This is a genomic window from Zhongshania antarctica (genome assembly GCF_014202945.1).
GTDB lineage: Bacteria > Pseudomonadota > Gammaproteobacteria > Pseudomonadales > Spongiibacteraceae > Spongiibacter > Spongiibacter antarcticus.
Window position 1 is genome coordinate 81,863 of sequence record NZ_JACHHW010000007.1, and the last position, 16,828, is coordinate 98,690.

At 49.8% G+C, this 16,828-nt stretch carries 13 protein-coding genes; 12 read left to right on the forward strand and 1 reads right to left on the reverse strand.

The features are described from left to right. Nucleotides 1-3 precede the first annotated feature (3 nt). The 9 genes from HNQ57_RS13275 (at nucleotide 4) to phoU (ending at nucleotide 10,673) form a co-directional block, all read left to right on the forward strand. Complete coding sequence (locus HNQ57_RS13275) at nucleotides 4-852, forward strand: SPFH domain-containing protein (protein ID WP_184463760.1); 849 nt, start codon at nucleotides 4-6, stop codon at nucleotides 850-852. A gap of 20 nt (nucleotides 853-872) precedes the next feature. After that, a complete protein-coding gene (gene purU / locus HNQ57_RS13280; protein ID WP_184463762.1) occupies nucleotides 873-1,727 on the forward strand; it encodes a formyltetrahydrofolate deformylase in 855 nt (284 codons plus the stop codon). 84 nt (nucleotides 1,728-1,811) lie between these two features. Next, nucleotides 1,812-2,519 (forward strand): phosphate regulon transcriptional regulator PhoB, encoded by a 708-nt coding sequence (gene phoB, locus HNQ57_RS13285; RefSeq protein ID WP_184463764.1) that lies wholly within the window; start codon nucleotides 1,812-1,814, stop codon nucleotides 2,517-2,519. A 9-nt stretch (nucleotides 2,520-2,528) separates the two neighbouring features. Further along, nucleotides 2,529-3,833: a phosphate regulon sensor histidine kinase PhoR gene (gene phoR, locus HNQ57_RS13290; protein WP_184463766.1), complete on the forward strand. Its 1,305-nt coding sequence runs from the start codon at nucleotides 2,529-2,531 to the stop codon at nucleotides 3,831-3,833. Between the two features lie 104 nt (nucleotides 3,834-3,937). Further along, nucleotides 3,938-4,900, forward strand: a complete 963-nt coding sequence (locus HNQ57_RS13295) for a PstS family phosphate ABC transporter substrate-binding protein (RefSeq protein ID WP_221301719.1) — start codon at nucleotides 3,938-3,940, stop codon at nucleotides 4,898-4,900. A gap of 135 nt (nucleotides 4,901-5,035) precedes the next feature. After that, a complete protein-coding gene (locus HNQ57_RS13300) occupies nucleotides 5,036-7,267 on the forward strand; it encodes an ABC transporter permease subunit (RefSeq protein ID WP_184463770.1) in 2,232 nt (743 codons plus the stop codon). A gap of 39 nt (nucleotides 7,268-7,306) precedes the next feature. Next, on the forward strand, nucleotides 7,307-9,013 hold the full coding sequence (gene pstA, locus HNQ57_RS13305) for a phosphate ABC transporter permease PstA (RefSeq protein WP_184463772.1): 1,707 nt from the start codon (nucleotides 7,307-7,309) through the stop codon (nucleotides 9,011-9,013). 79 nt (nucleotides 9,014-9,092) lie between these two features. Further along, nucleotides 9,093-9,893 (forward strand): phosphate ABC transporter ATP-binding protein PstB, encoded by an 801-nt coding sequence (pstB, locus tag HNQ57_RS13310; protein WP_197465760.1) that lies wholly within the window; start codon nucleotides 9,093-9,095, stop codon nucleotides 9,891-9,893. A gap of 57 nt (nucleotides 9,894-9,950) precedes the next feature. Then, a complete protein-coding gene (gene phoU / locus HNQ57_RS13315) occupies nucleotides 9,951-10,673 on the forward strand; it encodes a phosphate signaling complex protein PhoU (RefSeq protein WP_184463773.1) in 723 nt (240 codons plus the stop codon). Between the two features lie 29 nt (nucleotides 10,674-10,702). Here phoU and HNQ57_RS13320 read toward each other — a convergent pair whose 3' ends face one another. Continuing rightward, entirely contained in the window at nucleotides 10,703-12,208 is a 1,506-nt protein-coding gene (locus HNQ57_RS13320; protein WP_184463775.1) for an AbgT family transporter, read from the reverse strand. A gap of 129 nt (nucleotides 12,209-12,337) precedes the next feature. Here HNQ57_RS13320 and HNQ57_RS13325 point away from each other — a divergent pair, with 129 nt between their 5' ends. From HNQ57_RS13325 to HNQ57_RS13335, 3 genes are all read left to right on the forward strand, one after another. Next, a complete protein-coding gene (locus tag HNQ57_RS13325) occupies nucleotides 12,338-13,606 on the forward strand; it encodes an MFS transporter (protein ID WP_184463777.1) in 1,269 nt (422 codons plus the stop codon). A gap of 338 nt (nucleotides 13,607-13,944) precedes the next feature. Continuing rightward, a complete protein-coding gene (locus tag HNQ57_RS13330; protein WP_184463779.1) occupies nucleotides 13,945-16,077 on the forward strand; it encodes a type IV pilus assembly protein FimV in 2,133 nt (710 codons plus the stop codon). Further along, nucleotides 16,040-16,789 (forward strand): TIGR01621 family pseudouridine synthase, encoded by a 750-nt coding sequence (locus tag HNQ57_RS13335; protein WP_221301720.1) that lies wholly within the window; start codon nucleotides 16,040-16,042, stop codon nucleotides 16,787-16,789. The genes HNQ57_RS13330 and HNQ57_RS13335 overlap by 38 nt, the downstream gene beginning before the upstream one ends. Nucleotides 16,790-16,828 lie beyond the last annotated feature (39 nt).

Sequence of the window (16,828 nt, forward strand, 5' to 3'; positions counted from 1 at the left end):
GCGATGGATGGCTTGGCAGTAGTAATAGCATTGGCAATTTTGGTTATTGTTACGTTAATGAAGGGGGTGCGCACGGTACCTCAAGGCTATAAACATATTGTGCAGCGGCTGGGTAAATACCACGTAACCTTGAATCCGGGATTGAACTTCATTATTCCCTATATCGATGACGTGGCTTATAAATTAACGACCAAGGATATCGTGCTCGATATTCCCTCGCAGGAAGTCATTACCGAAGATAATGCGGTGATTATCGCCAATGCCGTTGCTTATATTAATATTGTTGCCCCAGAAAAAGCAGTGTATGGGGTTGAAAACTATACCTTTGCCATTCAAAACTTGGTACAGACTGCCTTGCGTTCTATTGTCGGCGAGATGGCGCTGGATTCTGCGCTGTCATCTCGAGATCAGATCAAAGCGAAATTGAAAGCGGCGATTTCAGAGGATATTGCAGACTGGGGGATAACCCTGAAAACCGTCGAAATTCAGGATATAAATCCATCACCGACGATGCAGGCTGCCATGGAAGAGCAGGCGGCGGCAGAGCGTCAACGTCGCGCCGCAGTGACCAAGGCCGAGGGAGAGAAGCAAGCGGCTATTCTGGAAGCAGATGGCCGCCTGGAGGCGTCGCGCCGTGATGCCCAAGCACAGGTTGTATTGGCGAAGGCCAGTGGCGCTGCCATTACCTTGATTTCTGACGCGGTGGGTAATGAGGAGTTGCCAGTGTTGTATTTATTGGGCGAAAAATACACCGACGCCTTATTGCGTCTGTCTTCGTCAAATAATGCAAAAACGGTTGTTTTACCGGCTGATTTGCCTCAGGCATTGCGTGGCATTTTGAATAAAGCCTAATTTAGGATTGAGTGTTTTACATGGATCATACTTATCGTTTAGTGATTAGCTGTCCCGACCGCGTGGGCATTGTTGCGCGGGTTAGTCAATTTGTCGCGGAGCACGGCGGTTGGCTTACCGAGGCAAATTATCATGCTGATGCAGAAAGTAATTGGTTTTTTATGCGTAATGAGATTCGTGCAGAATCTCTAAAAGTCAGCGCTCAGGCCTGCCGCGAGGCGTTTGCGCCATTAGCGGCTGAATACGGCATGCACTGGGCGCTGGTCGATTCTGCCGTTAAGCGCAAGGTTGTAATACTGGCTAGTCACGCCTCTCACTGCCTTGCTGATATATTGCACCGTTGGCACAGCGGCGAATTAGACTGCGATATACCCTGTGTTATTTCTAATCATGAAAACCTGCGTAGCATGGTTGAGTGGCACGGTATTCCCTTTGAGTTTGTCGCCATAGATCCCGAGAATAAAGCGCCCGCGCATGCCGAGATTATGGCGCTGGCCCAGCGCTATGAGGCAGATTGCGTGGTGTTGGCGCGCTATATGCAAATTATTCAGCCCGAGTTTTGCCAAGCTTACGCTGGTCGAATGATTAATATACACCATAGCTTTCTACCGTCATTCATCGGCGCAAACCCCTATCAAAAAGCCTTTGATCGTGGCGTCAAGTTGATCGGTGCTACTTGCCACTACGTTACCGAGCGACTAGATGAAGGCCCGATTATCGAGCAAGACGTGATTCGGGTGTCGCATCGTCATAGCAAAGATGACCTCGTTAGGCTTGGCAAGGACGTCGAAAAATCGGTGTTGGCGAGAGCGCTGCGCAACCACTTGGAAGATCGTGTTTTGGTGCACGGGAACAAAACCGTAGTGTTTGATTAACCAAGTGAAATTTAAACTGTCATAAAATTGTCACTTAAAATGGTTTTAATGCAGCTTACGATTTTTACAAAAAAGGTTAATGGAATGACGTCAGCCACCATATTGATTGTCGACGATGAAACCGCAATCCGTGAAATGATACGGGTGGGTCTTGAATTGGCGGGTTATGAATGTCTGGAGGCAAGCAATGCCCAAGATGCCCACGGCATAATCGTCGATCAGCGCCCTGATCTTGTGCTGCTGGACTGGATGATGCCGGGAACTAGCGGTTTGGAATTGTTGCGGCGTTTGCGCCGGGATGAGCTGACCCGCGATTTGTTGGTGATTATGTTGACTGCCAAGGACGATGAAGACAATCGGGTGCAAGGTCTTGATGTCGGTGCCGATGACTATATTACCAAGCCTTTTTCGTCGCGGGAGCTGATGGCGCGTATAAAAGCGATTATGCGCCGTTCGACAAATCGCGACGAGGAGGAAAGTATCGAAGTGGCGGGGCTGAAATTAGATCCCAGTAGCCACCGTGTATTTGTTGATGCAACCCCCTTAGATATGGGACCCACCGAATTTAAATTACTAAAATTCTTTATGACCCATCAGGAGCGGGCTTATAGTCGCGGCCAGCTTCTTGATCAGGTATGGGGCACCAATGTGTACGTTGAAGAGCGTACCGTCGATGTCCACATTCGCCGTCTTCGCAAAGCATTGCAAACTGAGCTAAGAGACTGCGGCCTTTTAATTCAAACAGTTCGTGGAACCGGCTACCGGTTTTCGACAACAGGTGTCTGCGCATAGCGCGAAATAATGCGGTATTACAGTTGGAAGGCAGAGTTATTGCGCGTTGCCATACCACTCCTTGTGGTTGCGGCTGGCTGCGCGTTATTCGATCTTGGGCTATTGCCGCTGTTGGCGGCGGCGTTGTTGGCATGTGCATGGCTGTTGCGGCATTTACAGCGCTTGTCTGACTGGCTGTATAACGGTGCGAAGTCAGATCCACCAGAGGCTGCAGGGATGTGGGGTCAAGTTTTTGATGTAATTTACGATATGCAGCGGGAATCGTCGCAAGACAATGATCGCTTGCAGGCAATGATTGATTATTTGCACGCTTCGTTTGCCTCGATGTCTGACGCAGTAGTGATGCTTGACCCCTACGGAAATATTGAGTGGTGTAATGCCTCTGCCCACGACTTGTTGGGTTTAAGAGAAGAGGATGATAAGGGCCGTCAGCTGGTCAATTTGCTGCGTAGTCCGGCGTTTCTCCGCTATTTCGAGGCTGAGCGCTATCAAGCCCCTCTGGAAATGGTATCGCCGGTCAATGGCCTCATTAATTTGAGTATTAGCGTGAGCTTCTTTGGTAAGCGCAATCGCCTTTTGTTTGCCCGCGATGTTACCCGAACCCACCGTCTAGAGCAGATGCGCAAGGATTTTGTTGCCAATGTCTCCCATGAGTTGCGCACGCCACTCACGGTTATTAATGGTTATCTGGAGACGTTTTCTGAGCATGGCGGCGCAAATCCCCGCTGGGACAGAGCGGTAGATCAAATGCTGCAGCAATCTCGACGCATGAATTTATTGATTCATGACTTGATGATGTTATCGCGCTTGGAGTCGGTACCAAAGTTGGCCGACGAGAGTGTTATTCAGCTGCGGCCCCTAATGGAAATGATTCGCGAGGAGAGTGGTACGGCGGCGAAAGGCAAACGCCGCATTGAAATTGATTGTGACGATAAAATTGCAATTAATGGTAATGCCAATGAATTGCGCAGTGCTTTTTCTAATTTGGCGGTCAATGCGGCCCGCTATACTGCTGAAAATGACCGAATTATCTTGCGTTGGTATCAGGATGACTATCACGCCTATTTTGAGGTGGAAGACACGGGGATTGGCATCGAGCCCCAGTATATTCCACGCTTAACTGAGCGGTTTTACCGGGTTGATCAGAGTCGATCCCTTGATACTGGGGGCACTGGCCTAGGTTTGGCGATCGTTAAGCACGTGCTGATTCGGCACCGGGCAGAATTGCGAATTCGCAGCGCGCCCAATCAAGGTAGCGTCTTTACCTGTGTTTTTCCGAAATCAGCGGCGGTTCAGGTATCTGGAAAGGAGTAGCTTGAAAGTAATTATTACAGTACTTGTCACAAAGTTGTCATAATTCGACTATAAAGTAGCCTCACTGAAGTAGCTTACATTGGTTTAGGAGTGTCGAAGTGAAGATGAAATATTTAGTAGCGAGTGCGTTTGTGGCGGCGTCTGCTGTCGGCACAATTGCTGAAACCCGAGTGGATAGCGCTTTGTCCGATTACACCATAGTCTCTGGTGTGTCAGGTAATTTGTCTAGCGCCGGTTCAGATACCCTAGCTAATTTAATGACCTTATGGGGCGAAGACTTCAAACGTAACTACCCCAATATTAATATCCAGATTCAGGCCGCAGGTTCATCTACTGCGCCGCCAGCGTTGACCGAAGGCACCTCTAATATTGGCCCTATGAGCCGTAAGATGAAGGACAAGGAATTAGAGTCCTTTGAAACGAAATTTGGTTATAAACCTACTGCGATTCCGGTTGCAATAGATGCACTAGCGGTCTTTGTTCACAAGGATAACCCGCTTCAAGGCATGACCATGGCGCAGGTCGATGCGGTATTCTCCAGTACTCACAAGTGTGGCCATAGCGCTAATGTGAACACCTGGGGTGGTTTAGGTATGACCGGCGGCTGGACGGCTCGTGATATCCAAATGTTTGGCCGTAACTCAGTGTCAGGTACCTACGGATACTTTAAAGAAGAAGCACTGTGTAAAGGCGATTTTAAAAATGGTGTGAACGAGCAGCCGGGATCAGCATCTGTTGTGCAGTCGGTTTCGACATCAATTAATGGTATTGGCTATTCTGGAATCGGTTATAAGACCTCTAGCGTTCGTGCTTTACCCCTAGCTAAAGATGACAAGAGCCGTTTTGTTGAAGCCAACGCTGAAAACGCGACCAATGGTAGTTACCCCTTGTCACGCTTCCTCTATGTTTACGTAAATAAGGCCCCGAACAAGCCATTAGCGCCTTTAGAGCGCGAGTTCATCAAGCTGGTATTGTCTAAACAGGGTCAGGAAGTTGTTGTAAAAGATGGCTATATACCCTTGCCAGCCAGTGTTGTTACTAAAATTAAAGCTAAGCTAGAGCTGTAACTCGAGTTGTAGTTGGTCATGACAATACAATGCCGCAGAATGGATTTGCGGCATTTTTTTTGTTGAAGACCTTTTGTCATATTAATGTAATAAATTTGTCATATTGTGTGCGCAGGTTTTTAGAGAGCGAAATACATGAGTCAGTCTGAGGTTCGAGCTACCGCTTCCGCCTATCGTCAGTGGCGTAAAGTCAAAGATGGTATGGCAACCGCTACGATCACGGCGGGTGGTATAAGCGTACTATTTGCAATACTCCTGATTTTTTTCTACCTCCTCTATGAAATTATGCCCTTATTCCAGTCGGCCTCGCTGGACGACGGCCAAGAGTTTGCTGCGAACAGCGATGCGCCCAGCCTGTATTTGGCGATGGAAGAGCAAGCTGAAGTGGGTTTCAGTTTAGATCGTTCAGGTAGAGCTGACTTTTTCCAAACAAACGATGGTAAGTTGCTACTCAGCGAGGCTATTCCGCTGGACGGCGCAGAGATCCGGAGCTTTGCCTTAGACTCGGAAGTGAGCCGAATTTTTGCGCTTGGCTTGAGTAATGGCCGGGTGATCATTGCCAAGCATGATTACCGCACCAGCTTCCCAAACGATAAACGCTTAATTACCCCCGTGTTGCGTTTTCCTTACGGTGAACAGAGTTTATTGCTCAGTGAAAGCGAACCGATAGACCATTTGGCGATTAGTGACAGCGATGACGAGTTGTTATTGGTTGCCGTAAGTCAGGGCAAGCTTATTGGGCGCCGCTGGGTCAAAGAAGAAGACTTCCTTAGTGAGGAGGTGACCTTAGTCGAAGAGTCGGTTGATCTGCCAGTTTTGGACATGAGCGCTGACCGTGTACTTCTGGGCCCAGATCAGCGATGGCTCTATGTAATGAGTAATGATGGCGGTTACCGATTAATCGATTTGCGTCGCGTGAAGGTCGCGGATCGCGGCTATCTTTTTGACAGCGGTAAGCTAAATGAAGCCCGTTTCTTGCTCGGTGGGATATCCCTGCTCACCGCCAGCGATCAGGGTGAGGTGGGGCAGTGGTTTGTCGTGCGCGATAGCGAGCGCGAGTCGGGCTACCGCCTACAAGCGGTTCGCAAATTTGCCGTGCCCGAGGGTAGCGGTGCTACCTTGGCGACGGAACATCGCAGGAAGGGCTTTGTCAGCGTAAGCAAACAAGGGCATTTAGACCTGTTTTACACCACTTCCCACCGCCGTTTGCTCAATGCCGATTTAGATGTCGGGCGTATTGCTGCAATCGCAATATCGCCACGGGCCGATATGCTCTTGATTGAAAATGAGGGCGGAACTCGATACAGCTATAAACTCCACAATGAACACCCAGAACTGTCTTGGTCGGCGCTGTGGAGCAAGGTGTGGTACGAGAGCTATCCCGAGCCGGATTATGTTTGGCAGTCTTCGGCTTCCACCAATGATTTCGAACCGAAATACAGCTTTGCGCCACTTGCTTTTGGCACACTTAAAGCCGCTTTTTACGCCATGCTTATCGCTGCGCCTTTAGCGATATGTGGCGCGATTTACACCGCCTATTTTATGGCGCCCGCGCTGCGCAGAAAGGTAAAGCCGCTAATTGAACTAATGGAGGCGCTACCGACGGTTATCCTCGGTTTCCTTGCTGGTTTGTGGTTGGCGCCCTTTATTGAAAAGAATATGCCCGCCGTGTTTTCAATGTTTTTGGTTTTGCCATTTGGAATACTGCTGTTTGCCTGGACTTGGTCGAAAGTCCCGATAAGTTTGCGTCGTCATGTTCCCGATGGCTGGCATCCTGTGCTGTTAGTCCCCGTCGTGCTCGGTATTGTTACCGCCTGTGTTGCCTTGGGCGCACCGATGGAGCGCGCATTCTTTGGCGGTGATATGCGCGCCTGGCTAACGAGTGATTTGGGCGTGTCATTTGATCAGCGCAATGCCCTGGTCGTTGGTATCGCCATGGGCTTTGCCGTAATACCCACTATATTCTCGATTGCCGAAGATGCGATTTTTTCGGTGCCTAAGCACCTTAGTTATGGCTCCTTGGCGCTTGGCGCTACCCCGTGGCAGAGTTTGGTCGGCGTTGTTATGCCAACCGCCAGCCCCGGTATTTTTTCGGCGCTCATGATCGGTATGGGTCGAGCGGTCGGTGAAACCATGATTGTTCTGATGGCCACGGGTAATACCCCTATTATGGATGCCAATATTTTTGAGGGTATGCGAACTCTCGCCGCCAATATCGCTGTTGAAATTGGCGAGACCGAGGTGGCTAGCTCTCATTATCGTGTTTTGTTTTTGGCAGCATTTGTATTGTTCATGTTTACTTTCTTTGTGAACACGATTGCAGAAACAGTGCGTCAGCGCCTGCGCATGCGTTACGGAAATCTCTAACATTACTGTCGCAGTGGGCTGAATACAGGAAATTTACTAATGTCTTTGCATGATGATAACAAACAGGGCCTCGTCGAGTGGTGTAAGCGCGGCGAACCCATGATTTGGATGAATGCGGCCGCGGTTACCGTGAGTACGCTCGCCGTTATTGGCTTACTTCTACTATTGGCAGTGAGAGGCTTTGGCCATTTTTGGCCGGCGTCCGTGGTGCAGGCGCAATACAGCTTGCCCGGTGAGTCCTCTGTACCCATATTGGCTGAGCGGGTTGAAGTAGAGAGTGTGCCAATTGAACAGCTGTTGAGCGCTGGGTTTAAGATTCATGCCGACGAAGCATTTGTTAAGCGCGAACTGGTTAAGGTGGGCAACCGTGACGTAGGCGGCGCGGATTTTCAGTGGGTGATCACTCGTCATCTTGAGAACCCAAAATACCCTGTCGATGCGGTTGTCGTGGAGCGCAGAGAATGGGGTAATTTTTACGGATTCTTGCGCGACGTCAAAGAGCAGGGTGAGGTGGTGGCCAGCGCGAGTGAAAGTGCCGATTTAGCGTGGGCAGCTTTCGAAGAGCGAATTGCGCGCGCCAGCGACATTCATGAGAAAATTTCCAAAATTGAAAAGAAGGAAATTGGTAGCATCAACTATCAGTTTGAAAAACTGCGTTTAAAGGAGCGGGGCTTGGCACTCGATCCCGATCTTGACCCCTCTCGTCGGCAAGTAATTGAAACGGATATTGCGCTTTCTCGTGCAGAACTGGATATTGAATATAAAGCGCTACAAGGGCAATTGGCCGATTTGTATACCCAGTGGAATCGCGATAGCTTCACCATAGAGACGAGCAGTGGCGCGCTTCGCGAGCAGCGTATGGCCACCGTAGTGAAGGCGTATCGGCCCAACGCTATGCACCTCGGCCAAAAAATCGTGTTTTATTTTCAGAAATTTGCTGAGTTTCTGACTGACGAGCCCCGTGAGGCCAATACCGAAGGCGGTATCTTCCCGGCGATTTTTGGCACAGTCATCATGGTGCTAATTATGTCGGTGTTAGTGACGCCCTTTGGCGTCGTCGCAGCGGTTTACCTCCGCGAGTATGCCAAACAAGGCTTAATGACCCGTATAGTCAGAATTGCGGTGAATAATCTAGCGGGCGTGCCGTCAATCGTTTACGGTGTGTTTGGCTTGGGTTTCTTTATCTATTTTCTAGGTGCAGAAATGGATAAGGCTTTATTTGCTGAAGCGCTCCCGGCCCCGACTTTCGGAACGCCGGGCTTGCTGTGGGCGTCGGTGACCCTAGCACTCCTTACTTTGCCTGTAGTCATAGTGGCCACGGAAGAGGGCTTGGCACGGATTCCTCGCAATTTACGCGAAGGTAGTCTCGCGCTTGGCGCGACCAAAGCCGAAACCTTGTGGCGAGTCGTATTGCCAATGGCGAGCCCGGCAATGATGACGGGCTTGATTTTGGCGGTGGCGAGAGCGGCCGGCGAAGTTGCACCGCTAATGTTGGTCGGGGTGGTGAAATTGGCGCCGTCGTTACCGGTAGATGGCAATTTCCCGTATTTCCATTTGGATCAAAAGTTTATGCATTTGGGCTTTCACATATACGATGTGGGTTTCCAAAGTCCTAATGTTGAGGCTGCGCGTCCTCTCGTTTACGCGACTGCGCTGCTGCTGGTGGTGATCATTGCATTATTGAATTTGAGCGCAGTGGCTATGCGTAATCACTTACGCGAAAAATACAAATCACTGGAAATGTAAGCGCGTGAACAAAGTAAATGAAAAGGCAGCGAATTTTATGACGACAGATAAAGCGGCAGTGAAGTCACATGCCATCAATATGGAATCACTGGGTCGCAATCGTAGCGAGCAATCTATTCACGATGAGGATATTACCCTGTCGGTAGATAATCTCGACCTTTACTACGGTGAAAAGCAGGCCTTGTTCGACGTCAATATGGTTATTCCTCGGAAAAAGGTAACCGCGTTTATCGGCCCTAGTGGCTGCGGTAAATCGACCTTATTACGTTGTTTTAATAGAATGAATGACTTGGTTGATACCTGCCGAGTTGACGGTGGCATCTCGCTCGACGGTTCGAATATTTACGATAAGCGTGTTGACGTGGCGACCTTGCGCCGCCGGGTAGGTATGGTGTTTCAAAAGCCAAATCCCTTTCCTAAATCGATTTACGAAAATGTCGCCTACGGTTTACGGATACAAGGTATAAATAAAAAGCGGGTTTTAGACGAAGTGGTAGAGCGTTCGCTGCGCGGCGCTGCGCTGTGGGATGAGGTTAAAGATCGCCTGCACGATAATGCCCTTGGTATGTCCGGTGGTCAGCAGCAGCGTTTGGTTATTGCTCGCACCATCGCGGTAGAGCCTGAAGTTTTACTTCTGGACGAGCCGGCGTCGGCTCTCGATCCCATTTCGACCTTGAAAATTGAAGAATTAATTTACGAACTAAAAGATAAATACACAATCGTAATTGTCACACACAATATGCAGCAAGCGGCGCGGGTGTCAGACTATACGGCGTTTATGTATATCGGTAAGTTAATAGAATTTGACAATACCGATGTTCTTTTTACTAATCCGACGAATAAGCAGACCGAAGATTATATTACCGGGCGCTATGGTTAAGCTTACGTGGAATCGTTGTCGGTCACTGTTTGCTGATGAATTATTGGGAGCATAAAGATGAAAGAAAAGAATACATATACCCACCATATATCTCAGCAGTTTAATACCGAGCTCGATGATATTAAAACGCGCATGCTGGAGATGGGGGGCTTGGTCGAAAAGCAAGTTGCAGATGCAACCAATGCCTTCATGCAATTGGATACGGGCTTGGCTGAAGAGGTCCGCAAAGGCGACGCTCTGGTAAATGCCTTAGAAGTCTCCATTGACGAAGATTGCACAATTATACTGGCTCGGCGTCAACCCGCTGCGAGCGACCTGCGCTTGGTCTTGTCGATAAGTAAAATTTTAAGTGACCTTGAGCGAATGGGCGACGAAGCGAGTAAGGTTGCTGATAGTGCTATTAAGTTAACTGAACTCGGTGGCTTACCCCGCAGTGTGCTTGAAATTCGCCATATTGGTGATCACGTTGCCGGTATGGTGCGGGGTTCACTGGACGCGTTTGCGCGACTCGATATTGATCTTGCGCTCGAGGTTGCTGAAGAAGATAAGGCAGTAGACCTTGAGTACGGCACGGCCATGCGCAGCTTGGTGACGTATATGATTGAGGACCCTCGTACTATTTCGTCGGTTCTACAGGTTATGTGGGCCTTGCGCTCTCTAGAGCGGGTCGGCGATCACGCACGTAACATCGCCGAGCATGTGATCTATTTGGTTAAGGGCGCGAATGTCCGCCACGTCAATATTGAAGAAATGGCGGCAACGGTCCAAGATCAGTCGTAAAAGAGCAACGGGCGAGAAATGTCGCCCGCTTAGCCTGGGCCTAGCGGCAGTCCAGCTGCTAGCCACAGACCTAGTAACAGCGACCATCCCAGTAAAAAACTCAGCGAATAAGGCAGCATTAATGCCATGAGGGTACCCATGCCTGCGGTTTTGTCGTGGCGTTGGACAAAGGCAACGACCACGCCGAAGTAGGGCATTAATGGGGTGATAATATTGGTGCTTGAATCGCCAATTCTATAAGCCATTTGGGCAGACTCAGGATCGACACCTAATAAAAAAAGCATAGGCACAAAGATGGGGGCCATTAAGGCCCACTTGGCCGATGCGCTGCCAATCAATAAGTTAATTAGGGCGCTAATCAGAATAAAGCTCAGTAGCAGGCTTATTTTTGAAAGTGCCAGTCCTGCGAGCCAATGGGCGCCGTTAATCGCAGCGATTGCACCGAGCCCGGTCCAGTTGAAATAGTTCACAAACTGCGCCGCAAAGAACATGAGCACCAAATACCCAGACAAACTCGATAGGCCGGTTTCCATGGCTTTTACCCAGTCGTGTTGGGCGCTGAATTTGCCGGTGGTGTAGCCAAAAATTACACCCGCGATGATTGCGTATAGGGCGATGAACACCACAATGCCGTTAAGCAAGGGCAGCGCGGCAAGGCCGTCTGGGTCAGGGTTTCTCATTAAGCCATTGGCAGGGAGCACTAAGGCAAACAATATTCCGATAAATACCAGGCTAAAAAAGCCTACTCTGCGCAAAGCTTGGCCTTGGCAGGGGTCCTCGGTTGCAAGGGGCGTGTCTGCGCTGCCTTTCGGCTTCGCGAGTCGCGGCTCGACGAATTTTTCATTTATCCAGGTGCCGGCAACAGTGATAAACACGGTGGAGGCGAGGGTGAAGTAATAATTGGCGCTAGTGAGCACGTCCCTGTCTGGCGCCACCAAATGAATGGCTTCGCTGCTGATACCTGACAAAATGGCGTCGACTGGGCCGAGTAATAAATTGGCGCTATAGCCACCGGAGACTCCAGCAAACGCCGCCGCAATACCCGCCAGTGGTGAGCGACCCGCGGCGCGAAAGATCAATGCTGCGAGTGGTATTAACACCACATAGCCCGAATCAAAACCAATGCTGGACATAACGCCGGCAAAGACGACGAAGCTACTGAGGAAACGTTGGGGAGCTTTACTTGCCAGGCCATGAAGGACGCAGGCAAGTAATCCAGATTCTTCAGCGACGGCAATGCCTAATATCGCGACGATAACCGATCCGACGGGGGCAAAGTGAATGAAATTGCTGACGGCATTGCTAACCATCCAGCGCATGCCGTCACCGGACAGTAGCGATTTAGCGGCAATGGTGTCGCCGCTAATCGGGTGGTTTGCGCTTAATCCCAGAAACTGCGCTATTGCAGAGGCCAGTATTACCGCAAGGCAAAAATAGAGAAATAGCATGACGGGGTTTGGGAGTCTATTTCCCGCGCTTTCAAGGTGGTTAAGCCAGCGCTGACTAATAGGGGTATTGGTTTGACTGGTGGGCATTAAGAGCTTCCGTTGCAGTTAGAGGGCGTTAGCAGTGTACTATAACCATACTTAAAGCAGGGGCGCGAATGCTTGGCGATATTTGTAAACTACGCCGTTCGAATTATAAAAAATAGGAATGCATAGGAAGTGACTCACTCTCAACAAAGCGGCCTAAAACCCACATGGCAAATGATGATTACGCTGTATTTGGCCATGATGAGTGTCGGTATGGGCCAGACTGTCGTGTTTGCTATTTTACCCATGCTCGGCCGCGAATTGGCACTGGATCAACTGGTTTTTCAGCTTCCTTTCGGTTTAGGTGCCATACAAGGTAAAGAATTAACCATTACCTCATTGTCAGCGTTAACCGCATTTAGCTTTTTTATCGCGGCGCCCTATATGGGCCGTCTTAGTGATCGGCTTGGGCGTAAGCCCCTCATTATATTTGGGCTATGCGGCTATGCGGTGGGCACGCTTATATTTAATGGGGTCGCTGCTTTAGGTTTAAGCGGCGTACTAGTGGGAACTATGCTCTATGTGTCGTTGGTGCTAAGTCGGGTATTTCATGCGGTTTTGATGTCGTCGACGCATCCCGCGTCTGCGGCTTATATGGCGGACGTGACCTCAATTAGTGAGCGGACTAGGGGCATGGGGAAGATGCAAGCTTTCAATCAGCTTGGCGTCATGATTGGCCCCGCTTTGGCGTGGTTCGTTCATATTAGTTATTTAGCGCCGCTATATATCCAAGCTGTTATTTCATTTGTGGTGGCAATGATGGTTTGGCGATTTTTACCGCCATTACCGGTAATGCGTCGAAAAGATCAGAAAGTCGTGTCGATGTCATTTTTTGATCCCCGCTATAAATTGTACATACTGCTCAGTTTTATTATGTATGGTCTGTTCGGAATGGTGCAGCAGACCCTAGGGTTCTATTTTCAAGATCTGCTGCATATCGACGGGGTGCGTGCCTCGCAGATTTTTTCGATGGCGATGGTCGTGTCTTCAGCTGCGATGCTGATAGCGCAATTTCTTGTAGTACAGCGCTATGCGGGACCGCCTATGCGCTTGTTGCGACGGGGCCTGCCTTTTATATGCCTTGGTTATGGCTTACTCGCGAACGCAACGACGCTGCCAACGTTATTGCTGGCGATGTCTCTATTTGGGTTTGGCATGGCATTAACCGCTTCGGCACTCGCTGCCAGTGCAACTATGGCGGTGCAAAGTAATGAGCAGGGTGGTCTGGCGGGGCTACTGGGGTCGACCGCCGGCTTGGGGTTTATGATTGGCCCGCTTGTCGGCGGCAGTCTCTACCGAATCTCCCCTAGTTACCCGTATTGGTGTGCTGCAGCGGTTATGTTTGCTGTTATTGTGTTTCTCTTTACCGAGGGTCGGCGCAAGGGAAGTCAAGCTAAATAAACGGCTAGGGCGGTTTGGTTAATTTTTATCCGTAAGCTGGCAGTCCCCATGAACTCTCGCTCAAGGAGGTTTCCTACAAAGTTATCCACAAGCTTATTCACCCTAAATGGGGAAAACTTTTATTGTTGGTAGCGCAGGGAATCATTTTGCCAGTATTAGTCTAGAATCATTTAAAGTGCGGTTAGGTACGCCAGTTGATCGGTTTTCAGCATTGTTTTCGCCGTTTTTGAAGCGTTTAATGGTAGCTGTTAGAGTTTCCTGCTAAAAATAAAGAGCAATCAGGTATTATACTAATCCTTGTCCGAAGCTGGGCGCGACGCGTTTAATGAGAATTGAGTATGCCTAAATACAAAATGCCGGCGATGCTGCCGTTGTGCTTGGCGGTTTTAGTTAGTCAGAATGCGATGGCACTGGGGCTTGGCCCAGCCAGTTTAGATTCTGAACTCGGCGAGCCCCTGTTTGCGCGTATACCTATTTTTCGGGCTGATGGTTTGGGTAGTGAGCAATTGCTCGTCACCCTGAGTCCGGTTAAGGACGACGGCAGTGGCATTGAAGTTGGCTCGGTCGACACGCGCGCGATATCTGCAGTCGGCGAAGTAGATTTGAGTGGCAATGGTACGGTCTATTTGCGCAGTGATCGCCCCTTAGTTGAGCCTTTTTTGCATTTTATGCTCACCGTGCGCTGGCCAAATGGCAGCTTAAGCCGCGCTTACACGTTGTTATTTGATCCGCCGGTCAATGCCGCGGCAGGTTCGGCGCAGGGCGTGTCTGCGCTGCAAAACATCAATCGAAGCTCAACGCCGGCTATCGCGAGCCGCAGTGAATCCCGGCAAGCTCGGCCGCTGCCTGTCGCCGAAGCGATTACCGCAGAGTCGAGTTTATACACCACGGTTCGCGGTGATAGTTTGTGGACTATAGCCCTTCGTCTTGCGAAGGTGAAAAGTGGTTCAGTTACGCTGTGGATGGATCGGCTTTACGCCAATAACCCCGCAGCGTTTATCCGCGGTAATCGAAATTTACTCAAAGAACGTGTGACCTTGGATTTGTTTGAAAGTATTCCAGAACCGCTTAATCCAGGTCCACAAGCGCTGTCTTCGGCACTTCCCAAAATCAAAAAAACTGAGGTCGTCGCCACCAGTTCGATTGGTAACCCTGGGGACCAGCTTGGGCAAGATAAGGCCATTTTAAATCGTCGAGAGGATGACGGTGCGAATTCGTCTTTAGCGGATGGCAATGATGAGGCCCTAACTGAAAAGCAGTTTTTGCAGCAAAGCCTGGTTGATGTCCGTAGCGAAGTTGACCGTGTGTCAGAAAATATTACGGAAATGACGGCTCGTTTGGCCGCATTGCAGACCCAGCTGGAAGGTCTTAATAACCAATACAGTCAATTGCGAACAACAGGCCTTGACGCTGAGCTGGGTGGCGAGGCTTTGAGCAGTGCTGATGAGGGCCTGGCAAACGCTGATATTACGGTGGCCGATGCCGACGTAGCTATGACAGACGAACTATTGGTGGCGTCGACGGAATTACAGCCAGAGCAATCGGTAGCGGTAGTCGCTGATACGACGCTGCCGAGCAGCGCGTCGTCGGCCTGGCAGCTCAATTGGCGCTGGCTATTACCGCTTGCGGCCTTTGCCTTTGGCTTATTACTGTGGGTGCGGCGTCGCCGCGAAGAGAAAGATGCGGCCTTTAACGTGGATTTGAGTGACGTAAATGCGGCAGTTGCCGCCAGGGCGAATACCAAAGAGGCGTTTAACGATGTGTTTTCGTCATTGGATTCCCATTCAGGTGTTGTAAAGCCGAGCGTTAGTCCGCTGGTTGAGCCTACCTTGCGAGACGAGGATAATGAATCCGATGTTTTTGATTCGTCGCCAACACCAGCGGCGGTAGATGAGGTAGAGCCCGCGAGCGCGGTGATCGGTGAAGATGTTTTTGCGGCACTGAATTTGATACCCAATGATTCTACAGAAGCGCATACCGACGAACTGTTTCTTGATTCTGCTGACGCAGCAGAAACGATCAGTATTGATGAAATTGAATTAGATGATGAATTATTCGCAAATTTAAATGACGATCCGGCTCCGGAGTCTGACGAAGCGGACCTGGTCGATTTTGATTTGTCGGCGATAGATGATGATTGGCTTACCGATTCAAGTGATGACAGTCTTCATGCGGCGGAAAATTTAGCTGCAGACGGGGACGCTAGCCACCGAGCTGCAGCGGCGCTGGAATTAGGCGATTTTGCGGGCGCTAAATTAATATTAGAAGATGCCATTGCTGAATGCGATGATGTGAACTTAACGATGCAATTGCTCGATGTCTTTGCCCGCAGTAATGATGCTGCTAGTTTCGAGGAAGTGGCATTGCAGATTCAGTTTTCCGATGTCGATGACGAAATAATGCACGAGGTTGATCTCATGCGCGCATTGCTTCATGACGGTCACGAGAACGGTAAGCGCCACGCTGATTAATATGACTGTTGTGGATCATCAAACTAAGCACTATGAACTTGTAAAAGACACTGCGGATTACATCGTAATTGATAAGCGCCCTGGTGTTAACCTTCATCGTAATAACACCAAGCAAAGCTTGGTCGATATCCTGAACGCAGATTTTCCTGGGGAGTCGCTGCATTTAGTGCATCGTTTAGACGATGCTACCTCTGGCTTATTGGTGCTGGCGAAGAACCCTGTCGCAGCCGCTGAGTTCGGCGCGCTGTTTGCTAATCGCGAAGTAGAGAAATACTATCTTGCTGTCGCTGACGGCAAACCGGGTAAAAAGCAGGGCGCAGTTGTTGGTGATATTAAAAAAAGCCGCAGTGGCAGCTATTTACTCAGCAGAACGCGCAGTAATCCGTCGCTCACGCAGTTTTTTAGTTACAGCCTTGGTGAGGGACGACGGGCGTATTTGCTAAAGCCGTATACCGGAAAAACTCATCAGTTGCGGGTGGTAATGAAAAGCCTTGGGGTGCCGATTTTTGGCGACCGCCGCTACGGGCCGACAATTCAAGACAGCGACCGTATGTATCTTCACGCTACCGCCTTGCGTTTTACCTTTCGCGGCGAGGAGCGCGAATATATCTCGCTTCCCAAGGAAGGGCAGCTATTTGCCGATGGAGGCTTGGCAGCGGCTTTGTTAGACTGCCAAACACCTTGGGCGCTACCGTGGCCTAGCCTAAATTAGTGAGTAGCCTTGTTAATTTTTTAGCAGGAGTTGCATTGT

Bases quoted from the DNA above. Each gene is read 5' to 3' on its own strand.
- HNQ57_RS13275 (WP_184463760.1), top strand. From the start codon at position 4: ATGGATGGCTTGGCAGTAGTAATAGCATTGGCAATTTTGGTTATTGTT.
- purU (WP_184463762.1), top strand. From the start codon at position 873: ATGGATCATACTTATCGTTTAGTGATTAGCTGTCCCGACCGCGTGGGC.
- phoB (WP_184463764.1), top strand. From the start codon at position 1,812: ATGACGTCAGCCACCATATTGATTGTCGACGATGAAACCGCAATCCGT.
- phoR (WP_184463766.1), top strand. From the start codon at position 2,529: ATGCGGTATTACAGTTGGAAGGCAGAGTTATTGCGCGTTGCCATACCA.
- HNQ57_RS13295 (WP_221301719.1), top strand. From the start codon at position 3,938: ATGAAATATTTAGTAGCGAGTGCGTTTGTGGCGGCGTCTGCTGTCGGC.
- HNQ57_RS13300 (WP_184463770.1), top strand. From the start codon at position 5,036: ATGAGTCAGTCTGAGGTTCGAGCTACCGCTTCCGCCTATCGTCAGTGG.
- pstA (WP_184463772.1), top strand. From the start codon at position 7,307: ATGTCTTTGCATGATGATAACAAACAGGGCCTCGTCGAGTGGTGTAAG.
- pstB (WP_197465760.1), top strand. From the start codon at position 9,093: ATGGAATCACTGGGTCGCAATCGTAGCGAGCAATCTATTCACGATGAG.
- phoU (WP_184463773.1), top strand. From the start codon at position 9,951: ATGAAAGAAAAGAATACATATACCCACCATATATCTCAGCAGTTTAAT.
- HNQ57_RS13320 (WP_184463775.1), bottom strand. From the start codon at position 12,208: ATGCCCACCAGTCAAACCAATACCCCTATTAGTCAGCGCTGGCTTAAC.
- HNQ57_RS13330 (WP_184463779.1), top strand. From the start codon at position 13,945: ATGCCTAAATACAAAATGCCGGCGATGCTGCCGTTGTGCTTGGCGGTT.
- HNQ57_RS13335 (WP_221301720.1), top strand. From the start codon at position 16,040: ATGACGGTCACGAGAACGGTAAGCGCCACGCTGATTAATATGACTGTT.